The 21334-nt window shown below is 70.8% G+C and carries 17 protein-coding genes; 10 read left to right on the top strand and 7 right to left on the bottom strand.

Features of this window, described 5'->3' with window-relative positions:
- The first annotated feature begins 120 nt into the window (after window positions 1–120).
- From KS03_RS13135 to KS03_RS13145, 3 genes are all read left to right on the top strand, one after another.
- Window positions 121–1332: a benzoate/H(+) symporter BenE family transporter gene (locus KS03_RS13135; protein ID WP_015876618.1), complete on the top strand. Its 1212-nt coding sequence runs from the start codon at window positions 121–123 to the stop codon at window positions 1330–1332.
- A gap of 219 nt (window positions 1333–1551) precedes the next feature.
- On the top strand, window positions 1552–2505 hold the full coding sequence (gene tal, locus KS03_RS13140; protein ID WP_015876619.1) for a transaldolase: 954 nt from the start codon (window positions 1552–1554) through the stop codon (window positions 2503–2505).
- A gap of 245 nt (window positions 2506–2750) precedes the next feature.
- The gene (locus KS03_RS13145) at window positions 2751–3188 is read left to right on the top strand and encodes a VOC family protein (RefSeq protein ID WP_015876620.1); all 438 of its coding nucleotides are present in this window, start codon (window positions 2751–2753) and stop codon (window positions 3186–3188) included.
- A 145-nt stretch (window positions 3189–3333) separates the two neighbouring features.
- Here KS03_RS13145 and KS03_RS13150 read toward each other — a convergent pair whose 3' ends face one another.
- The 5 genes from KS03_RS13150 to KS03_RS13170 all read right to left on the bottom strand — a co-directional run bounded on the left by KS03_RS13150 (window position 3334) and on the right by KS03_RS13170 (window position 9069).
- The gene (locus tag KS03_RS13150) at window positions 3334–4263 is read right to left on the bottom strand and encodes a class I SAM-dependent methyltransferase (RefSeq protein WP_015876621.1); all 930 of its coding nucleotides are present in this window, start codon (window positions 4261–4263) and stop codon (window positions 3334–3336) included.
- An 89-nt stretch (window positions 4264–4352) separates the two neighbouring features.
- Window positions 4353–4844, bottom strand: coding sequence for a DNA-deoxyinosine glycosylase (locus tag KS03_RS13155; protein ID WP_015876622.1), 492 nt, complete (start codon window positions 4842–4844; stop codon window positions 4353–4355).
- Window positions 4841–5479 (bottom strand): chorismate--pyruvate lyase family protein, encoded by a 639-nt coding sequence (locus KS03_RS13160; protein ID WP_015876623.1) that lies wholly within the window; start codon window positions 5477–5479, stop codon window positions 4841–4843. Before KS03_RS13160 ends, KS03_RS13155 begins: the two co-directional genes overlap by 4 nt.
- Complete coding sequence (htpG, locus tag KS03_RS13165) at window positions 5476–7374, bottom strand: molecular chaperone HtpG (RefSeq protein WP_015876624.1); 1899 nt, start codon at window positions 7372–7374, stop codon at window positions 5476–5478. Before htpG ends, KS03_RS13160 begins: the two co-directional genes overlap by 4 nt.
- A 201-nt stretch (window positions 7375–7575) precedes the next feature.
- Window positions 7576–9069: an aminotransferase-like domain-containing protein gene (locus KS03_RS13170; protein WP_015876625.1), complete on the bottom strand. Its 1494-nt coding sequence runs from the start codon at window positions 9067–9069 to the stop codon at window positions 7576–7578.
- A 336-nt stretch (window positions 9070–9405) separates the two neighbouring features.
- On the opposite strand from KS03_RS13170, the gene KS03_RS13175 reads away from it, so the two are divergent.
- From KS03_RS13175 to KS03_RS13205, 7 genes are all read left to right on the top strand, one after another.
- Complete coding sequence (locus tag KS03_RS13175; protein WP_015876626.1) at window positions 9406–10125, top strand: VOC family protein; 720 nt, start codon at window positions 9406–9408, stop codon at window positions 10123–10125.
- A gap of 69 nt (window positions 10126–10194) precedes the next feature.
- Window positions 10195–11106 carry a DMT family transporter gene (locus KS03_RS13180; RefSeq protein WP_015876627.1) on the top strand — a complete coding sequence of 304 codons (912 nt, stop codon included), beginning with the start codon at window positions 10195–10197 and terminating at the stop codon, window positions 11104–11106.
- Between the two features lie 64 nt (window positions 11107–11170).
- Entirely contained in the window at window positions 11171–12352 is a 1182-nt protein-coding gene (locus KS03_RS13185) for an aminotransferase-like domain-containing protein (protein WP_035980910.1), read from the top strand.
- Between the two features lie 64 nt (window positions 12353–12416).
- Entirely contained in the window at window positions 12417–12875 is a 459-nt protein-coding gene (locus KS03_RS13190; RefSeq protein ID WP_015876629.1) for a RidA family protein, read from the top strand.
- Window positions 12872–13756, top strand: coding sequence for a PhzF family phenazine biosynthesis protein (locus KS03_RS13195; protein ID WP_045678833.1), 885 nt, complete (start codon window positions 12872–12874; stop codon window positions 13754–13756). The genes KS03_RS13190 and KS03_RS13195 overlap by 4 nt, the downstream gene beginning before the upstream one ends.
- 557 nt (window positions 13757–14313) lie before the next feature.
- Window positions 14314–16683 (top strand): bifunctional diguanylate cyclase/phosphodiesterase, encoded by a 2370-nt coding sequence (locus KS03_RS13200; protein WP_015876630.1) that lies wholly within the window; start codon window positions 14314–14316, stop codon window positions 16681–16683.
- A gap of 269 nt (window positions 16684–16952) precedes the next feature.
- Window positions 16953–18155: a chromate transporter gene (locus tag KS03_RS13205; RefSeq protein ID WP_015876631.1), complete on the top strand. Its 1203-nt coding sequence runs from the start codon at window positions 16953–16955 to the stop codon at window positions 18153–18155.
- A gap of 85 nt (window positions 18156–18240) precedes the next feature.
- On the opposite strand, the gene KS03_RS13210 is transcribed toward KS03_RS13205, so the two are convergent.
- Window positions 18241–18699, bottom strand: a complete 459-nt coding sequence (locus tag KS03_RS13210; protein ID WP_015876632.1) for a CopD family protein — start codon at window positions 18697–18699, stop codon at window positions 18241–18243.
- A 261-nt stretch (window positions 18700–18960) separates the two neighbouring features.
- The gene (gene parC, locus KS03_RS13215; protein WP_015876633.1) at window positions 18961–21285 is read right to left on the bottom strand and encodes a DNA topoisomerase IV subunit A; all 2325 of its coding nucleotides are present in this window, start codon (window positions 21283–21285) and stop codon (window positions 18961–18963) included.
- Between the last annotated feature and the right edge of the window lie 49 nt (window positions 21286–21334).

Genomic DNA, 21334 nt, shown 5'->3' on the forward strand with positions numbered 1-21334 from the left:
TTTCGCGCCTTCGCCGCCGCCACGCTTCCGGTTTTTTGCGCGCCGGCGCGCATTCTGCTACGCTCGCCGCGGCGCCCGCGCCGCGTGCTTGCCGTTCCTCCTCCTTTGAGCCCTCGCCAGATGAATTCGCCTCACGCACCAGCCACGCCGCGCGCCGCCTCTGCCTCGCGCTTCCTCGTGGACACCTCGGCGTCCACGCTCGTCGCCGGTTTCGTCGCGATGATGACGGGCTATACCAGCGCGCTCGTGCTGATGTTCCAGGCCGGCCGCGCCGCGCACCTGAGCGACGCGCAGATCTCGTCGTGGATCTGGGCCCTGTCGATCAGCATGGGCCTGACCACCGTCGGCCTGTCGCTGCGCTACCGCGCGCCCATCGTCACCGCGTGGTCGACGCCGGGCGCCGCGCTGCTGATCGCCTCGCTGCCGGGCGTGCCATACCCCTACGCGATCGGCGCGTTCGTGGTCTGCGCGCTGCTGCTGACGGCGGTGGGCGTGAGCGGCATGTTCGACGCGCTGATGAAGCGGATTCCGGCCGGCATCGCCTCGGCGCTGCTGGCCGGCATCCTGTTCGAGATCGGCATCGAGATCTTCCATGCCGCGCAGATCCGGCCCGCGCTCGTGATCACGATGTTCCTCACCTACCTGGTGGTCAAGCGCCTCGTGCCGCGCTACGCGATCATCGTCACGCTCGCCTCGGGCACGGCCGTTGCGGGCGCGCTCGGCCTGCTCGACTTCAGCCGCTTCCACGTCGCGCTCGCGCATCCCGTGCTGACCCTGCCGGCCTTCTCCGCCGCCTCGATCATCAGTATCGGGATTCCGCTGTTCATCGTCGCGATGGCCTCGCAGAACGTGCCCGGCATCGCCGTGCTGCGCGCCGACGGTTACGCCACGCCGTCCTCACCGCTGCTTGCCGCCACCGGCCTCGCCTCGCTCGTGTTCGCGCCGTTCGGCTCGCACGGCATCAATCTCGCGGCGATCACGGCGGCCATCTGCACCGGCGGCGAGGCCCACGCCGAGCCTCGCCGCCGCTACACCGCCGCCGTCTGGTGCGGCGTGTTCTACCTGATCGCGGGCGTGTTCGGCGCGACCATCGCCGCGCTGTTCGATGCGCTGCCGAAGGCGCTGGTGGTGTCGGTGGCCGCGCTCGCGCTGTTCGGCTCGATCATGAGCGGGCTGGCCAACGCGATGCAGGAGGTCCGGCAACGCGAGGCGGCGCTCGTCACGTTCATGGTGACGGCCTCGGGGCTGACGCTGCTGTCGATCGGCTCGGCGTTCTGGGGGCTCGTCGCCGGCATCGTCACCCATCTCATCCTGAACGCGCGGCGCGCCTGAGGGGCCGGGCGCCGCGCCCGCGCCGCCGGCGCGGGGCTGGCCGCCGGGCGCCCGCCATTGCCGGGCTCGGCAGTCACGGACGGCTTGGTCAATCAAGCCTAGAATAGAGGATTCCGGCAGCCGGGCCCGCGCGGCCCGGCCGGCCCGCTTCGCCGCCGCGCGCCCCGCCGCGCGGCCTTCCGTCGAACCCGGCGCGCTGCGCCCATCCAACGATTCGCCATGACTACCGCACTCGACCAGCTGAAGCAGTACACGACCGTCGTCGCCGATACCGGCGATTTCCAGCAGCTCGCGCAATACCAGCCGCAGGACGCGACCACCAACCCTTCGCTGATTCTGAAGGCGGTCCAGAAGGATGCCTACAAGCCGCTCCTCGAGAAGACCGTGCGCGACCACGCGGGCGAGCCCACCGGCGTGATCATCGACCGCCTGCTGATCGCGTTCGGCACCGAAATCCTCAAGCTGATCCCGGGCCGCGTCTCGACCGAGGTGGACGCGCGCCTGTCGTTCGACGCACCGGCCTCGATCGACAAGGGCCGCGAGCTGATCCGCCTCTACGAAGCCGCCGGCATCGGCCGCGAGCGCGTGCTGATCAAGCTCGCCTCGACCTGGGAAGGCGTGCGCGCCGCCGAGGTGCTGCAGAAGGAAGGCATCAAGTGCAACATGACGCTGCTGTTCTCGCTGGTCCAGGCCGCCGCCTGCGCCGAAGCGGGCGCGCAGCTGATCTCGCCGTTCGTCGGCCGGATCTACGACTGGTACAAGAAGCAGGCCGGCGCCGGCTGGGACGAGGCGAAGAACGGCGGCGCGAACGATCCGGGCGTGCAGTCGGTGCGCCGCATCTACGCCTACTACAAGAAGTTCGGCTACAAGACCGAGGTGATGGGCGCGAGCTTCCGCACCACCGGCCAGATCGTCGAACTCGCCGGCTGCGACCTGCTGACGATCAGTCCCGACCTGCTGCAGAAGCTGCACGAAAGCAACGACAAGGTCGAGCGCAAGCTGTCGGCCGATCGCACCGGCGACGCGCCGGCCGATCGCGTGGCGATCGACGAGTCCTCGTTCCGCTTCCAGCTCAACGACGACGCGATGGCCACCGAGAAGCTCGCCGAAGGCATCCGCGCGTTCGCCGCCGACGCGGTGAAGCTCGAGGGCCTGATCGAAGCGCTGCGCTGATCGACGCGCGCGGCAGCGCGCGGCAGCGCGCTTGCAGCCCGCTTGCTGACCGCTTGCTGACCGCTTGCTGGCCGCTTGCTGGCCGCTTGCTGGCCGCGCCGGCCCGCTTCTGCCCGCCCGACGACGGCCGCCTCGCGCGGCCGTTTTCACGTCCGCGCCGGCTCCGGCGCACTACAATCGACGATACCGCGCATGCCGCGGCCCGTCCCGGCAAGTGCGACGGATGATGCCCCCAGGAGGCGACCATGCAAGTCCAACCGTATCTGTTCTTCGGCGGACGCTGTGACGAGGCGATCGCGTTCTATCGCGACACGCTCGGCGCGCAGTTGCAATTGCTGATGCGCTACCGCGACGCGCCGCCGGGCCCCGACATGCCGGTCGATGCGGCTGCGGCCGACAAGGTGATGCACGCGAGCCTGCGCATCGGCGAATCGACGCTGATGTGCTCGGACGGCGACCTCCGGCAGGCGGCGCCGCAGGTTCACGACGGCTATTCGCTGTCGCTGAATCCCGCCACGCTCGACGAGGGCCGCCGCCGGTTCGACGCGCTCGCGGCCGGCGGCACGGTCGTGATGCCGTTCGGCCCGACCTTCTGGGCGCTCGGCTTCGGCATGCTGCGCGACCGCTTCGGCGTGCACTGGATGATCAACGTCGAGGACCCGGCCGCGCGGCCCGTCGCCTGACGAGAGACGGGCCGCGGCAGCCTCGTCGCGGCCCGTGCTGCGCCTCGGGCGCGACCTTCCCGCGCCCGCCGCACGGCGCCCGAACGGCTCGTCCGGCGCAGGCAGCGGCGCCGGGCGGGTCGCGCGGCGCACCGCGTGCAACCGGTCAGATCGTGAAGACGTCCCGATCGCCGCCCGCCGATGCGCGCAGCGCGTCCACCCACTTGCGCGCGGGCAGCTTCAGTTGCGCGGCGATCAGGCGCGCGCGCGCCTCGAGCCGGGCATACGGCACCGACAGCGCGGGGCCAGAGAACGCGAGCACGATCCGGTTGCCGTCGTGGACTTCCGGCAGCGCGATCACGCGCTGGTCGAACGCCGCGTTCAGATGCTTCATGTTGCGCACGAAGCTGGGGTGATCGCCGAACAGGTTGATCGTCGCGATGCCGGCCTCGGCCAGGCAGGCGCGCGCCGCGCGGTAGAACGCGACGGTGTCGAGCACCGGGCCGCGCGCGGTCGCGTCGTAGAGATCGATCTGCAGTGCGCCGATGGTGCCGCGGTTGGCCGCGTCGTTGACGAAATCCCAGGCATCGGCCTCATGCACGCTCAGCCGCTCGTCGTCGGGCGGCATCGCAAACATCGAGCGCGCCGCGACGATCACGGCCGGATTCAGCTCGACGGCCTCGACCCGCGCGCGCGGCAGGTAGGCGTGCGCGAACTTGGTCAGCGCGCCGGTGCCGAGCCCGAGCTGGACGATGCGCTCGGGCGTTTCGAGGAACAGCAGCCATGCCATCATCTGCTGCGCGTATTCGAGCTCGATGGCAAGCGGCTTCGCCAGCCGCATCGCACCCTGCACCCATTCGGTGCCGAAATGCAGGTAGCGCACGCCGCGCTCCTCGGAGAACGTGACGGGGGCGAAGCGCGGCTTGCGCGGCGCCTCGATGACCGGCGCGTCGCGCAGGTCGTCGTGGTTGGCACGCGACTTCAGGCGCGCGGCGCCGCGGACATCGGCGCGCTGCGCGGCACGTCGTTCGGCCCGCGCATCGTCACGGGAAAACGCGCGCGCCTCGGCGGACGCGCGCTTGATCAGTCGGGTCATCTGGCATTTCGCGCGGCAGGGCGCGACTCGGTGAAAAAATGGCGGGAACGAGAGAATAGCACCGGCGGGCGGGCGCGCCGCCGAGCTGGCTACGCCAGCAGCAGTTGCCGCCAGGCAAGCAGCTTGTCCGCGTAGGGAAGCGCCGCATAGGCCGGGCTGCTCGACGGCAGGCGCAGCAGGCGATAGCGCGCGCCGCGCTCAGCCAGCGCGCGCGTGCCGAGTTTCGCGGCGGTGCCGCCGTTGAACGCGATGGTATCCAGGTTCGGCAGGGTATCGACCAGCGCGCTCAGGTCGTTGCTGGCGTGGTCGCGAATCCGGCTGTCGAGGCTGCCGATCCGCGTGGCCTCGGCGACCACGTCCCACAGGCCGATGCGATGCCGCAGCAGCGTATCAAGCCGGCTCGCATAGTCGAGCGCGACCAGCTCGGTGCCGAGCACGTCACCGAGCAGGCGCCAGAAACGGTTCTGGGGATGCGCGTAATACTGGCTTTGGGCCAGCGAGACCTCGCCCGGCAGGCTGCCGAGGATCAACACGCGCGTCTGGGCATCGACCACCGGCGCGAAACTGCGCTTGAGCGTCACGGCCGGGCGCCCCTGCGATGCGAGCGCCGCTCGGGCGAGCCGCCGGCTTCACTGGCGCCGCTGCCGGGATGGCCCATCACGCGTCGCCACAGGCCGGGCAGCATGCATTCGGTGACCATCAGCGGCGCCTGGTGCCGCTCGAACACCGAACGCCGCGCGAGGAACACATGCGGCAGCGGCGCGTCGGCCGGCAGCGCGCGGGCCGCGAGGGCATGCAGCGGATGCCCGGCGATCACGCGCCGGCTGACCAGCGCCGAGCGCCCGACCTGCATGTCGCTGTAGAGCAGTTCGGCGAGCGGCCGCGTGCGCAGCCGCCGGATCGCCTGCCAGACGCCGCGGCTGGCGCCGAGCGGCGTCAGGCTGTGCGCGGCCATGCAGGGCTCGCCGTCGACGCTGAGCACCACCTCGCGCACCCAGCACGCGGTGCGCGGCGAGCCGCCCAGCGCGGCCGGCTCGTCGGCCCATGGCAGGGCCACCGTCTCGCGCGTGACGGCCACGCTCACCTTGCCGAGCGTGGCAAGGTGCGCGGTCAGCGAGCCGCCGCGCGTGAGCCAGTGCTTCTGCGCAGGCGCGAGGCCGGGGCGCGGGGTGGCGCACCAGCTCGCGTCGGCCGCGCTGAATCGCACGCGCGTCACGCGCCGCGCGACAGCAGCAGGGCGTTGGTGCGCTTGACGAACGCAGCCGGGTCCTCGAGCGCGCCGCCCTCGGCGAGCAGCGCCTGATCGAGCAGCAGGTGGCACCAGTCGGCGAAGTCGGCGCCCTCGGTGTTCAGCTGCTTGATCAGGGCGTGGTCGGGATTGATCTCGAGGATCGGCTGCATCGCCGGCGCCTGCTGGCCGGCCGCCTTCAGCATGCGCTGCAGGTAGCCGCTCATGTCGTGCTCGTCGGCCACCAGGCACGACGGCGAGTCGGTCAGGCGGAACGTCACGCGCACGTCCTTCACCTTGTCGCCAAGCGTTTCCTTGATCTTCTCGACCACCGGCTTCATCGCCTCGCCGGTTTCCTGCTGCGCCTTCTTTTCCTCGTCGTCGAGCGCGCCGAGGTCGAGGTCGCCGCGCGCCACGCTCGCGAGCGGCTTGCCGTCGAACTCGTTCAGGTACGAGAGCATCCACTCGTCGACGCGGTCGGTCAGCAACAGCACTTCCACGCCCTTCTTGCGGAACACCTCCAGATGCGGGCTGTGGGTGGCGGCCTGCCACGTGTCGGCCGTCACGTAGTAGATCTTCGACTGCTCGGGCTTCATGCGCGCGACGTAGTCGGCCAGCGACACGTTCTGCTCGGCGCTCTCGCCGTGCGTCGAGGCGAAGCGCAGCAGCTTGGCGACGCGCTCGCGGTTCGCGTGGTCCTCGCCGACGCCTTCCTTCAGCACCTGGCCGAACTCGGTCCAGAACGTCTTGTACTTGTCCTTGCCGGCATCGTCCTCGGCGTTGGCCAGCTCCTCGAGCATCGACAGCACGCGCTTGGTCACGCCGTCGCGGATCGTGCGCACGTCGCGGCTTTCCTGCAGGATTTCACGCGAGACGTTCAGCGGCAGGTCGGCCGAATCGACGATCCCCTTCACGAAGCGCAGGTACTGCGGCAGCAGCTGCTCGGCGTCGTCCATGATGAACACGCGCTTCACGTACAGCTTCAGGCCGCCGCGATAGTCGCGGTTCCACAGGTCGAACGGCGCGTGCGCGGGCAGGTACAGCAGCTGCGTGTACTCGCTGCGCCCCTCGACGCGATTGTGGGTCCAGGCGAGCGGGTCCTGGTGGTCGTGCGCGACATGCTGATAGAACTGCTTGTACTGCTCCTCGCTGATGTCCTGCTTCGAGCGGGTCCAGAGCGCGCTCGCCTGGTTGATGGTCTCGTCCTCGTCCTTCTCGACCATCTCGCCCTTTTCCTGGTTCCACTCCTCCTGCTTCATCAGGATCGGCAGGCCGACGTGGTCCGAGTACTTGCGGATGATCGACTTGATCCGGTGCGACGACAGCAGGTCGTCCTCGCCTTCGCGCAGGTGCAGCGTGATGGTGGTGCCGCGCTGCGCGCGCTCGATCGCGTCGACCGTGAAATCGCCCTCGCCCGTGCTCTCCCAGCGCACGCCTTCGCTGGCCGGGGTGCCGGCGCGACGGGTCTCGACGGTGATCCGGTCGGCGACGATGAAGCCGGAGTAGAAGCCCACGCCGAACTGGCCGATCAGCGCGGCGTCGCGCTGCTGGTCGCCCGAGAGCTTCGAGAAGAATTCCTTGGTGCCCGAGCGCGCGATGGTGCCGAGGTTCGCGATCGCCTCGTCGCGGCTCATGCCGATGCCGTTGTCGTCGATCGTGATGGTGCGCGCGGCCTTGTCGAAGCCGATGCGGATCCGCAGGTTCGGATCGTTCTCGTAGAGCGCGCCGTTCTCGAGCGCCTCGAAACGGAGCTTGTCGGCTGCGTCGGACGCGTTCGACACCAGTTCGCGAAGGAAGATTTCCTTGTTGCTGTACAGCGAATGGATCATCAGATGGAGGAGCTGCTTGACCTCCGCCTGGAAGCTCATCGTTTCATGTGCCATGGGCGTATTTCCGTTGCAGGATGGGTTGAATGGATGTCCGGTGGCGCCGCGGCGCGCGGCCCCGCGCGCGGGGCCGGATCGGGTGCCGAATCCGTCTTCGGGCTTCGAAATGGGGCCGGCCGCGGCGATTTCAAGACCCTGCCGCCGACCACGTCTTGCGCCCGGGCGATGTGCCAGGCGCCGGGGCGCGGGCCGGCGCGCCTAGGCCGCGTCGAACCCGCGGCGCTCGCCTTCCGCGGCGCGCCGCGGCACCGCGTCGAGATAGCGCGCGAGAAACGTGGCCAGCGCCGGATCACCGCAATTCGCGACGTTGAAGCGCGTCCAGGTGGACGGCGACTGCTGCGGCGAGAACAGGCTGCCCGGCGTCAGCAGAAAGCCGGCCTCGTGCGCCGCGGCGGCCAGCGCGTCGGCGTCGGCGCCGGTGTCGGCCCACAGGAACATGCCGGCCGCCGGCGTCGTGAAAAGGCGCAGGCCGACGCGCTCGAGCATCCTCGCGGTCTTGTCGCGCACGCCGTCGAGCCGCCCGCGCAGCCGCTCGACGTGGCGCCGGTAATGGCCGTCGGTCAGCACCTTGTACAGCACGCGCTCGTTGAGTTCGGGGGTGGCCATGCCGGCCAGCATCTTCTGATCCGTCAGCGCGTCGGCGACCTCGCGCGAGCAAGCGATGTAGCCCACCCGCAGGTTGGCCGCGAGCGTCTTGGAGAAGCTGCCGAGCAGGATCACGCGCTTCAACTGGTCGAGGCTCGCGAGCCGCGTGGCCGGATAGCGGGCCGGGCAGAGATCGCCGTAGATGTCGTCCTCGACCACCAGGAAATCGTAGGCCTCGGCGAGCCGCAGGATGCGGAACGCCTGGGCGGCCGACAGCGAGGTGCCGGTGGGGTTGTGCAGCACCGAGTTGATCACCAGCATCTTGGGCCGCCACTGCTGGACCAGCGCCTCGAGCGCGTCGAGATCGGGACCGTCGGGCGTGTACGGCATGCCGACCAGCCGCGCGCCCTGCGAGGCGAAACGCCCGAACATCTGGAACCAGGCCGGATCGCCGACGATCACGGCATCGCCCGGGCGCACGTAGAGCCGCGCGATCAGGTCGATCGCATGCGTGACGCCGGACACCAGCACGATCTGCTCCGGAGTGGCGCCGACCTCGAACTCGGCGAGCCGCGTCTGCAGCTGCTGGCGCAGCGGCAGGAAGCCCTGCGCGCTGCCGAGCCCGAGCATCTGCGCGCCGGTCTGGCGGCCGAGCGCGCGCAGCGCGCTGGTGATCAATTCGCCGTCGAGCCAGCGCGCCGGCAGGTAGCCGAGCCCCGGCCCCTTTTCCGGGCTGACCGTGTGCAGCATGTTGCGCAGCAGCCAGACCACGTCGATCGGATTGTCGACCGGCATGGGCGGCGCCCCGCCGGCGCGCCGCGCGGCCTCGCCCGGCAGCGCCGCGGGGGTGCGCTCGCGCACGTAGAAGCCGGAGCCGCGCCGCGAATCGAGGTAGCCCTGCGCGACGAGCCGCTCGTAGGCCTCCACCACCGTGAAGCGCGAGACGTTCTTGTCCACCGCGAGCTTGCGGATCGACGGCATGCGCATGCCGGGCCGGAACACCCGCTCGTCGATGCGCCGCCGCGCCCATTGCACGAGCTGGTCGACGAGGGTCAGCGTGGCCGTGTCGTGCGGCGCGGGAATCTGGTCGAGCGGAACGGTGGACATCGCGGCCCCTTGAGAACTGTACAGAAAGCTATCGAGTCGATTGTACCGTTACTGTTCCGGTCCGCGCGATTACAGTTTCCAGGCCGCCAAGATACGGGCGCGATGCCCGTGATCCCGCGCCGTGCCTGGCGGCCCGGACGGATACCCGCTACCCTCGCATGCTCCGTCCGCCCTCCGTGCGGCAGCCGCGGATCGATCCATCCCCGGTTTGCACCGACACGCCCGCCGGGTGCCCGCGCCTGCGCTGGCCCCGGATGGCGCCCGCCGCCCAGGCGGCGGGCAGGCGTGACGGCTGGCGCCTCCTTTCATCGCAACGATTTCACTGTTCGACCCAAGATGACCGCACCCGCGCTGAAACTGGACCATCTCGTCGTCGCCGCGCGCACCCTCGACGAGGGCACCGCCCATGTCGCCGACGCGCTCGGCATCGAGCCCGCCGGCGGCGGCGCGCATCCGCTGATGCGCACGCACAACCGGCTGTTCGGCCTGTGGGGCGGCGCCTACCTCGAAGTGATCGCGATCGATCCCGAGGCGGGCGCGCCGGCCGGCACGACGCCGCGGCCGCGCCTGTTCGCGCTCGATACGCCGGCGATGCGCGCGCGCCTCGAGCGCGGGCCGGCGCTGATCCACTGGGTGGCGCGCGTCGAGCCGCCGCGGCAGCTGGAGCGATGGCAGCGCCAATACCCGGCGCTGATCGCGCCCGTCGTGCGGATGCAGCGCGGCGACTGGCACTGGCGCCTGAGCGTGCCCGTCGACGGTTCGCTGCCGGGCGCGGCGGGCCTGGCCGGTGACGGCGTCGTGCCGTCGCTGATCCAGTGGGACAGCGCGCGCCATCCGTCCGATGCGCTGCCGCATGGCGACGTCGTGCTGCGCTCGCTCGCGGCGACGCATCCGCAAGCCGAAGCGCTGGCCGCGCCGCTGGAGCGGCTCGGCGTCGGCCATCTGATCTCGCTCGCCACCGCCACGGCCGGCGGCGGCGAGGCAGGCGAGGCCCAGGCGGCCGCCGCGCTGGTCGCCAGCTTCGATACCCCGCGCGGCCCGCGCACGCTGCGCTGAGCCGCGCCCGCCCCGCCGCCCCCGTTGCCCCCGTTGCCAATGCCCCCCATCTTCAGGAGCCTCACCGACATGTCCGATTCGCGCGAAACCCGCGGCATGCTGCTCGGCCTGCTCGGCGTGATGACCTTCAGCCTCACGCTGCCGATGACGCGCGTCGTCGTCACCGAATTCCATCCGCTGCTCAACGGGCTCGGGCGCGCACTGGCGGCCGCGGTGCCGGCCGCGCTGCTGCTCTGGTGGCGCCGCGAGCGCTGGCCGACGCGCGCCCAGCTGAAGAGCCTGGCGGTGGTCTCGGCCGGCGTGATCGTCGCCTATCCGGTGTTCTCGGCCTGGTCGATGAAGACGGTGCCGGCCGCGCATGGCGCGGTCGTCAACGGGCTGCAGCCGCTGCTGGTGGCGCTCTACGCCGCCTGGCTGTCGCGCGAGCGGCCGTCGCGCGGCTTCTGGGCAAGCGCGCTCGCCGGCAGCGCGCTGGTGATCGTCTACGCACTGCGCGACGGCGGCGGCGCCGCGCGCGCGGGCGACCTGCTGATGCTGGTGGCGGTGGGCATCGGCGCGCTCGGCTATGCCGAAGGCGCGCGCCTGGCCCGGCAGATCGGCGGCTGGCAGGTGATCTGCTGGGCGCTGGTGGTATCGGCGCCGTTCCTGGTGCTGCCGGTGGGCTGGCTCGGCTGGCAGCATCACCTGACCCACCCCGGCCCGGTGCGCCCGGCCGTCTGGCTCGCGTTCGGCTACGTCACGCTGTTCTCGCAACTGCTCGGCTTCTTCGCCTGGTACGCGGGCCTCGCGATGGGCGGCACCGCGCGCGTGGGCCAGGTGCAGCTGCTGCAGATCTTCTTCACGATCGCGTTCTCCGCGCTGCTGTTCGGGGAATCGGTCGCGCCGTCGACCTGGCTGTTCGCGGCCGCCGTGATCGCCACCGTCGTGCTGGGACGCCGCGCCGGCGTGCGCACCCTGCCGCAGCCCGCTCGCGCGGGCTGAGCCCGCGAGCGATAATTCACACCGGTTTCGATGAGTGTTTCGCCTGACCCACCGAGGAAACGAGATGAACCCGAGCGACCTGCCCCAACCGAACTGGCTCCTGTCCGAGCGCGCCCGCAAGCTGACCAGCTCCGCGATCCGCGAGATCCTGAAGGTCACCGAGCGCCCGGAAGTCATTTCGTTCGCGGGCGGCCTGCCGGCGCCGGCCACCTTCCCGGCCGAACGCATGCGCGAGGCGGCCGAGCGCGTGCTGCGCGACGCGCCGGGCGCGGCGCTCCAATACAGCGCGACGGAGGGCTTCCTGCCGCTGCGCGAGTGGATCGCCGAGCGCTACCGCGTGCGCCTCACGCAGGTGCTCATCACCACCGGCTCGCAGCAGGCGCTCGACCTGCTCGGCAAGGTGCTGATCGATCCGGGCAGCCGCGTGCTGGTGGAGACGCCCACCTACCTCGGCGCGCTGCAGTCGTTCTCGCTCTACGAGCCGGCCTACGTGCAGGTGCCGAGCGACGCGGCGGGGCTCGTACCCGAGGCGCTCGTGCCGGCGCTCACGCGCGAAGCGCGCCTGCTCTACGCGCAGCCGAATTTCCAGAACCCGACCGGGCGCCGCATGCCGGTGGCGCGCCGCGAGGCGCTCGCCGCGTTCGCGCGCGAGAGCGCGTTCCCGGTGATCGAGGACGACCCCTACGGCGCGCTCAACTACCGGGGCGAGCCGCTGCCGACCCTGCTGTCGATGGCGCCCGAGCACATCGTGCATCTCGGCACGTTCTCGAAGGTGCTGGCGCCGGGCCTGCGGATCGGCTACGTGATCGCCCCCGAGGCGCTGCACGCCAAGCTCGTGCAGGCCAAGCAGGCCACCGACCTGCACACGCCGTCGCTCACGCAGCGCATCGCCCACGAGGTACTCCGCGACGACTTCCTCGACACGCACATCCCGGCCATCCGCACGCTCTATGCCGCACAATGCGAGGCGATGCTCGGCTCGCTCGCGCGCCACATGCCCGAAGGCGTGAGCTGGAACCGCCCCGAGGGCGGCATGTTCATCTGGGTGCAGCTGCCCAACGGGATCGACAGCATGGCGCTGCTCGAGGCCGCGATCGCGCAGCACGTGGCGTTCGTGCCCGGCGCGCCGTTCTTCGCCGACGAGGCGCAGGCCAGCACGCTGCGCCTGTCGTTCGTGACGGTGCCGCCCGAGCAGATCGAGCAGGGCGTCGCGCGCCTCGGCCAGCTGCTGCGCGAGCGCGTCTGATGCGGCGCGCCGGGCCTCGCCCCGGCGCGCACCGATTGTTCCCTACCACGAGGAAATACCACTGATGGCAAACGTCTACGACAAACTGAAGGCACTCGGCATCGAACTCCCGAGCGCGGGCGCACCGGCGGCGGCCTACGTGATGAGCGCGCAGAGCGGCAATACCGTCTACCTGTCCGGCCACATCGCGAAGCGGGACGGCAAGGTGTGGGTCGGCAAGCTCGGCGCCGATCTGTCCACCGACGACGGCAAGCTCGCGGCGCGCAACGTCGCGATCGACCTGCTCGCCACGCTGCACACGCATACCGGCGACCTGAACAAGGTCAAGCGCATCGTCAAGCTGATGAGCCTCGTCAATTCGACGCTCGAGTTCACCGAGCAGCACCTCGTCACCAACGGCGCCTCCGAGCTGATCGCCGAGGTGTTCGGCGAGGCCGGCAAGCACGCGCGCTCGGCGTTCGGCGTCGCGCAGATCCCGCTTGGCGCCTGCGTCGAGATCGAGCTGATCGCGGAAGTCGAATGACGGCCCGGCGCGTTCGCTTCAAGCAGGTCGACGTCTTCACGGCGGTGCCGATGCGCGGCAATCCGCTCGCGGTGATCTTCGACGCGGACGGCCTGGCCGATGCCGACATGCAGGCGATCGCGCACTGGACGAACCTGTCGGAGACGGTGTTCGTCTGCGAGCCGACCGATGCCGGCGCCGACTACCGGGTGCGGATCTTCACGCCGGGCGGCGAGCTGCCGTTCGCGGGCCATCCGACGCTCGGCACCGCCCACGCGGTGCGCGAGGCGGGGCTCGCGCCGCGCACGCCCGGGCGCCTGGTCCAGCAATGCGGCGCCGGACTCGTCGAGCTGCGCGAGGCGGAGCACGGCCGGCGCGCCTTCGCGGCGCCGGCCGCGCGCGTCACGCCGCTGCCCGAGGCCGCGTGGCCGGCCCTGGCCGCCGCGCTGCGCAGCCCGGCGGTGCGCTTCGAGGAAGCCCCGCCGTGCGGCGTCGACAACGGCGCGCCATGGCTGGTGGTGCGCCTGGCCACGGCCGCCGACTGCCTCGCGCTCGCGCCCGACGCCAAGGCGCTCGGCGCGCTCGTCGCATCGGTCGGCGCGCAAGGCCTGGCCGCCTATGCGCCGCATCCGGCGGGCGGCCCTGCCAGCTTCGAGGTGCGTTGCCTGATGACGGGCGAGCGGTTCGGCCTCGGCGAGGATCCCGTCACCGGCAGCGCCAACGCCGCCATCGCCGGCCTGCTCGCGCGCGGCGGCCGGCCGCCCGGGCACGGCTACACGGTGCGCCAGGGCACCGCGATCGGCCGCGACGGCCGCGTGTCGGTCGAATACGACGATACCGGGAAAATCTGGATTGGCGGCGATGCCGTCACTGTGGTGGACGGCACGTTCCTGCTGCCCTGAACCACGCAGGGCGGGCATTTCGCAGCGCCCGCGCCCGCCTTCGCGGGGCCATCGGGCGACGGCTGTCGCGGCTTCGCGGGACAGGCCCCGCCAGCGCCGCAAGCCAAATGTCGCAGGCCGCGTCTCGGTTTTTGTCCTCGCTATCTAATTCCCTTTTCAACCAGTAATATCGGGACTCATCGGTCGCTGCCGCCGCCGGCGGCACGGTCGGATGATCCGTGGTACTGGCGTTCGGGGCGTCGCCGCAGACGCACGGCGCCGGATCACGCGCACTCGCCGGACCATCCACCCGCGCCGGGGCCGGCGCCGGGTTCAACCGGAAGATCGACCGCCTGTCGCGCGTCGCGCACGGGCGGCGCTTCGATGAAGGAGTCGGATACCACACCCAACCCGCGAAGGTCGGGAGCGACACCATCGCGCGCGCGGCTGGAAGAGAGCCGGCCCGCCGCGCCCAGGGCGGCCCGCAGATGCGCTGCCGGTTCCACGCATGCCATCGCGAGCTGTCGTTGCCGTCGTGTCCAAACACGCATCCATGTCGAACAGCCGTTAGCCATCCGATGAATTCTCCCCGTCACCTCACCGCGCACGCGCGCCTGTCCCGTGGGCGGAAGACCCGCCGCCGCGCGCTGTTCGCGATCCCCCTGCTCGGGGTGATCGCGCTCGCGCTGCTGTGGGCGGTGATCGTCATGCGGCTGGCGGTCGAGAAGGACAGCGCCTATCGCGAGGCGGCCGCCTCCGCCGCGATTCTTTCCACCGCGCTCGAGCAGCATACCGTCAAGGCGATCCACCAGGTCGACCAGATCACGCGCTTCGTCAAATACGAGTTCGAGAAGTCGCCCGATCACTTCAACCTCGCGAGCACGGTCGAAAAGGGCGTGGTGCCGAGCGACACGCTGATCCAGGTCTCGATCCTGGACGCCAAGGGACGTCTGGTCGCCAATACCAGCGAGCAGCACCCGAAGCCGCTCGATTTCTCGGACCGCGAGCATTTCCAGGTCCACGCGAGCCACAACGACGACGAGCTCTACATCAGCCGCCCGGTGCTCGGCCGCGTGTCGCGCCAGTGGACCCTGCAGATGACGCGCCGGCTCAACACGCCCGACGGCAAGTTCGCCGGCGTGGTGGTGGTGTCCGAGGATCCGAGCTACTTCACCAGCGATTTCTACAACAATGCGGCGATCGGCAAGGACGGCGTGATCGCGGTGATCTCCGACACCGGCGCGGTGCTGGCGCGCCGCACCGGCTCGTCGGCCAGCGCGGCGGGCGCGTTCTCGGCCAGCGGCGTCTACCCGATCGCCGAGCGCGTGTCGGGCACCTACGCGGATCCGATCGACGGCACCCAGCGCATCGTCTCATACCGGCACCTGGACGGCTATCCGCTCGGCGTGCTGGTCGGACTCTCGCAGGCCGAGGAAATGTCCGACTACCACCATACGCGCAACATCTACCTGCTGATGACGAGCTTCATCACGCTCGCGATGCTGGCGTTCTTCGGCGTGGCCACCGGGCTGATCGGCAAGCTGCTCGGGCGTGAACGCGAGATGACGCACCTTGCCGAATACGACCTGCTGACCGGCCTGGCGAACCGCTACACGACGCTGCGCGCGCTGCGCAACGAGGTGGCGCAGCCCTCCAGCCTCAAGCGGCTCGCGATCCTGTTCATCGATCTCGACAACTTCAAGACCGTCAACGACACGCTCGGCCACAACGCCGGCGACATCGTGCTGCAGATGACGGCGGCCCGCCTGTCCGACGCCGTGGCCGACCAGGGCACGCTCGCGCGGATCGGCGGCGACGAATTCGTGGTGGTGGTCAAGGGCGACGGCGCCGAGGCCCGCGCGGTGCGGCTCGCCGAATCGGTGATCCGCATGTTCGGCAAGCCGTTCGACGTGCGCGGCAGCACCTTCGTGCTGCACGCGAGCATCGGCATCGCGCTGCATTCGGTGGCCAACGAAAGCGAGATCGACCTGCTCAAGAAAGCCGACCTGGCGATGTACAGCGCCAAGGACGCCGGCAAGAACTGCTACCAGTTCTACGCGCCGCACCTCTCGCATCGCGCCGACCACCTGATGCGCTGGGAACAGCAACTGCGCGTGGCGCTGGCCGAGGGGAAGCTGTTCCTCGCCTACCAGCCGAAGATCGACCTGGCGCGGCGCTGCATCACCGGCTTCGAGGCACTGGTGCGCTGGGACCATCCCGAGCACGGCGTGATCGCCGCCAGCGAGTTCATCTCGATCGCCGAATCGACCGGGTTGATCGTGCCGATCGGCGACTACGTGGTGCGCACCGCCTGCCAGCAGCTCGCGCGCTGGCAGGAGGAAGGCCACGACACGCTGACGCTGGCCGTCAACGTCTCGCCCGTGCAGTTCTGGCGCGGCGACCTGATCGAGACGATCTCGAACGCGCTCGGCGAGACCCGCATCGATGCGAGCCGGCTCGAGATCGAGATCACCGAGACCGCGATGATGGAGTACCCCGATCTCGTCTCGGACAAGATCGTGGCGCTGAAGAAGCTCGGCATCCGCATCGCGCTCGACGATTTCGGCACCGGCTATTCGTCGCTGTCCTACCTGCACCGCTTCGCCGTCGATACGCTGAAGGTGGACCGCTCGTTCGTGCAGGCGATTCCGGCGGACCGCAGCGTGTGCGTGATGGTGTCGTCGATCGTGCATCTGGCGCGCGCGCTCGGGCTGACGGTGGTGGTCGAGGGCACCGAGACGGACGAGCAGGTCGACTGGCTCTCGGCGCTGGGACCGATCCAGGCGCAAGGCTTCCTGTTCTCGCGGCCGGTGCCGGCCGACGCGATTCCCGCCCTGCTCGCCCGCTTCGGCGTGTGCGGCGCGCCCGAGCCGCGCGCCATGGCCGAGACGCCGCCGCGCGCGCTCGGCGGTCGGACCGACGCGCCGGGCGAAGGCGGCAACGACTGAGCGGCAACAACTGAGCGGCACCGGCTGAGCGGCACCGGCGGCCGCCGCGCCCGATGCGGCCATCGCGCGACGATCGCGACGATCGCAGCAAGCGCAGCAAGCGAGGCGGCAGCAACCGCGCCCGCCGTGCGAAACCCGCCACGCACGGCCGCGCGTCACGGCGACGTGACCCGGCGCGGGCCGGCCCCGGCACGGAGCCGGCCCGTGGCCAATCAAGGCGGAATCGACGCCGCGCTGGCCGGCGCACGTCGCTGAGAGCTCACAACAATATGAATACGACAACCGATGGCGCCGTCGCGGGCGGCGAGCAGGAATCCCTGTGGTCGCTGTTCCGGACGGTCGCGGGCGTGTCCGCCGTGTCATGGGGCGGCCTCGCGATGATGGCGCAGCTCGAGCGCCATTACGTCGAGCGCACCGGGCGGCTCGACGCCGCTGCCTATGCCGACCTGGTGGCGCTCGCCTGGATCGTGCCCGGTCCGGTCGGCTGCAACGTCGCGATCCAGCTCGGCCAGGCGCTGCGCGGGCGCGTCGGCGCCTGGCTCGCCGGCATCGCGAGCGTGCTGCCGTTCTTCGTGCCGATGACGCTGTTCGCGATCTTCTATCGCGCGCCGGCGGTGCGCTCGCTCGCGGCGCCGATGCTGCTGCACGCGTTCGGCATGGTGCTGGCCGCGTTGATCGGGGTGACCTGGCGGCGCCAGATCCGCACGCTCGCGGCAGGGCCGGCCGAGCGGCTGGTGGCCGCGGCCGCCACGGCGCTGCTGATGGCGGCGCACCGGCCGAGCGCGTTCGTCGCGATCCTGGCGGGCGCGTTCGCCTCGGGCTGGTTCAGCAGCGCGGCGCGCGGCGCGGTGCCGAGGCCGCGGCTCGCCTGCGCCGAGCGCCTGGTACTGCTCGCGCTGGCGCCGCTGGTGGTGCTGTTCGCGCTGCCGCTGCCGGACGCCTGCGAGGCGAGGCTGCTGTGGCTGCGGCTCGCCGGCGCCGGCATGACGCTGTTCGGCGGCGGCTTCTCGGCGCTGCCGGTGCTGAAGGCGCTGCTCGTCACGCCGGCCACCGGCCTGTCCGACAGCGATTTCACGCTGGCCTTCGCGCTCTCGCCGGTCTCGCCCGGGCCGCTGCTGAACGTCGTGCCGTTCCTGGGCTACCTGATGGACGGCTGGCGCGGCGCGCTGCTCGGCACGGCCGCGCTGTTCATCCCGTCCGGCTGCCTGGTGGTGCTCGCACAGCGGCACCTGCACCGGCTGCGCCGCAGCCCGCGTTTCGAGCACGGCATGCGGATGCTGCGCGCGGCCACCACCGCGTTCCTCGCGATCGCCGTGGTGCGAATCCTGAGCGGCACGCCGGCCGCGCCGGGCTATTGGGCGATCGGCGCGCTGGCCTGTTTCGCGTTCGCGCGCTTCGGGGTGCCGGTCTACGCGGTGTACGGGACCGTGGCGGCCGGCTGCGGGGGATGGCTGCTGCTCGCGGCGCATTGAGCGCGGCGCGGCCCCGCGCGATGCCGCGCTACGGGGCAAGCCGGCCAACCGTGCCGGATGCCGCCGGCACCGCGCGCGGCGCGCATCAGAAGCCGCGCGAGAGCACCGCGACGGCGATCGTCACGACGCCGAGCACGAGGTTCACCATCACCAGCATGCGCATCGCCGCCACGGCGCGCGCGCCGTCCGGCCAGTTCTGCGCCTGCACGGCGCGGCGGATGCGCGGGAAGATCGCGAAGCGGATGTGGCCGAAGATCAGCATCATCAGCACGCCGCAGCCGGCCATCGCATGCAGCGGCCAGTTCGCGTGCGCGCCGCCGAACGCCGTGAGCAGGTAGCCGCCCGTGAGCAGCGTGACGATCACGGCGCCCGCCACCCAGTTGAAGAAGCGGCCGAATACGGCCTCCACGAGCGGCAGCCGCAGCTGCGGCGAGAGATCCGACAGCGCGGGGCGCAGGCAGAAATGCGCGAACACCATTCCGCCCACCCACACCGCGACGGCGAGAAGGTGAAGGAACAGCGCGACGGCGATGGCGTGGGACATGAGCAAATCCTGTGGGGTGTCGTGATGGAAGGAAGCGCGGCGGCCTCGCCGCGAACGGCGACGCAACGGCTGCGGCATGACCGGGTTCGACCGCCGCGAGCCTGACCGGTTCGACGCGGCGCGCCATTTCGGGGGAAATCGTCCGACCGGCGGGGCACGGCACGGCATGCCCCGAAGTCGCGGCGCGGCCAGCCTGCGTGGACATGCCCCGGCGCCGCCCGCAACGGGCGCCGCCGGGGGCCGCCGCGCGCCGCGCGCGCGTCAGTCGAGAATCGGCCGCAGGCCGGTCGGCTTCAGCTTCACGTCGGGCGCACGGCCCTTGCGCGCGCGCTTGCCGAGATACGGCGCGAGCGCCGCGCCGGCCAGCGTGACCTCCTGTGCCTTGCCGCCGCGGCCCGCGCCGAGCAGCACGACGCCGCGGCCGTCGATCGCGAGCGCCTGCGCGAGCGTCTCCTTGTCCTCCAGCGCCATCAGGATCACGCCGCGCCCGCCCGCCGAGAGCGTCTTCATCTCGTCGAGGCCGAAAACCAGCAGGCGTCCCTGCCCCGACAGGCAGGCCACCTGCGTGGCGAGCGGCATCACCGGCATCGGCGCGAGCGGCTCGGCGCCTTCGTCGATCGTCATGAACGCCTTGCCGGCCTTCACGCGGCTCACCATGTCGCCGAGCTTCGCGATGAAGCCGAAGCCGTTGCTCGAGGCCAGCAACAGCTGCTGCTCGGCGTTGGCGGCGAAATAGTGCATCAGATGGGTGCCCGATTCGAGCTCGATCAGCGAGGTGACGGGCACGCCGTCACCGCGCCCGCCGGGCAGCACCTGCACCGGCACCGAATGGACGCGGCCCTTGCTGCCCCAGGCGATCAGCACGTCCGGCGTGCGGCACTGGAACGCCGCGTAGAGCCCGTCGCCGGCCTTGAACGTGAAGCTCGCCGGATCGAGCCCGTGGCCCTTCAGCGCGCGCACCCAGCCCTTCTGCGAGACCACCACGGTGACCGGCTCGTCCACCACCTTGGCCTCGAACGTCGCGCGCTTCTCCTGCTGGATCAGCGTGCGGCGATCGTCGCCGTACTGCTTGGCGTCGCCCTCGATCTCCTTGATCATCAGGCGCTTCATCGCGCTTTCGTTGGCCAGCAGCTCTTCGAGCTTCGCCTTCTCGGCGCGCAGCTCCTCGAGCTCCTTCTCGATCTTGATCTTCTCGAGCCGCGCGAGCTGGCGCAGCCGAATCTCGAGAATGTCGTCGGCCTGCCGCTCGGTCAGCCCGAACGCCGACATCAGCGCGGCCTTCGGCTCGTCCGACTCGCGGATGATGCGGATCACCTCGTCGATGTTGAGGAAGACGATCATCCGCCCTTCGAGGATGTGGATCCGGTCATCGACCTTGCCGAGGCGGTGGCGGCAGCGGCGCGTGAGCGTGAGCTGGCGGAACCGCACCCATTCGCCGAGAATCGTGCCGAGCCCCTTCTGCGCGGGCCGGCCGTCGTTGCCGATCATCACGAGGTTGAGCGGCGCGTTCGATTCGAGGCTGGTGTGCGCGAGCAGCGACTGCACGAACTCGGCCTGGTCGAGGCTGCGCGACTTCGGCTCGAACACGAGCCGCACCGGCGCGTCCTTGCCCGACTCGTCGCGCACCGCGTCGAGCAGGTCGAGCATCGTCTTCTTGGTATTGACCTGTTCGGGCGACAGCGTCTTCTTGCCGGCCTTGATCTTCGGATTGGTCAGCTCCTCGATCTCCTCGAGCACCTTCTGGCCCGAGGTGTTCGGCGGCAGCTCGGTGACCACCAGCTGCCACTGGCCGCGCGCGAGATCCTCGATCTTCCAGCGCGCGCGCACCTTGAGGCTGCCGCGGCCGGTTTCGTAGGCGGCCGCGATTTCCGCATCGCTGGAAATGATCTGGCCGCCGCCCGGGAAATCCGGCCCCGGCACGATCTGCATCAGCTCCGCGTGGGTGAGCTTCGGGTTGCGGATCAGCGCGACCGCGGCCGCCGCGATCTCGCGCAGGTTGTGCGACGGGATCTCGGTGGCAAGGCCGACCGCGATGCCCGAGGCGCCGTTGAGCAGCACGAACGGCAGGCGCGCCGGCAGCAGCTTCGGCTCGTCGAACGAGCCGTCGTAGTTCGGCATGAAATCGACCGTGCCCTGGTCGATCTCGTCGAGCAGCAGCTGCGCGATCGGCGTGAGCCGCGCCTCGGTGTAGCGCATCGCGGCCGCGCCGTCGCCGTCGCGCGAGCCGAAATTGCCCTGGCCGTCGATCAGCGGATAGCGCATCGAGAAATCCTGCGCGAGCCGCACCAGCGCGTCATAGGCCGACTGGTCGCCGTGCGGGTGGTACTTGCCGAGCACGTCGCCGACCACGCGCGCCGACTTCACCGGCTTCGCGTTGTTGCCGAGGCCCATTTCGTTCATCGCGTAGAGGATCCGGCGCTGCACCGGCTTCTGGCCGTCGCAGACGTCCGGCAGCGCACGGCCCTTGACCACGCTGACCGCGTAGCCGAGGTAGGCGCTCTCGGCGTAATGGCCGAGCGTCAGCACGTCGCCGCCCTCGGGCGGGGGCGGCGGCGGATCGAAAAAGTCGGGAGTGTTGTCGTCCATCGGGTATCGCTTCCGTATGCTTGCGTATCGGTTCGGGGCGGCAGGCGGG

This window comes from Burkholderia glumae LMG 2196 = ATCC 33617, from assembly GCF_000960995.1.
In the GTDB taxonomy this organism is placed as follows: Bacteria; Pseudomonadota; Gammaproteobacteria; order Burkholderiales; family Burkholderiaceae; genus Burkholderia; species Burkholderia glumae.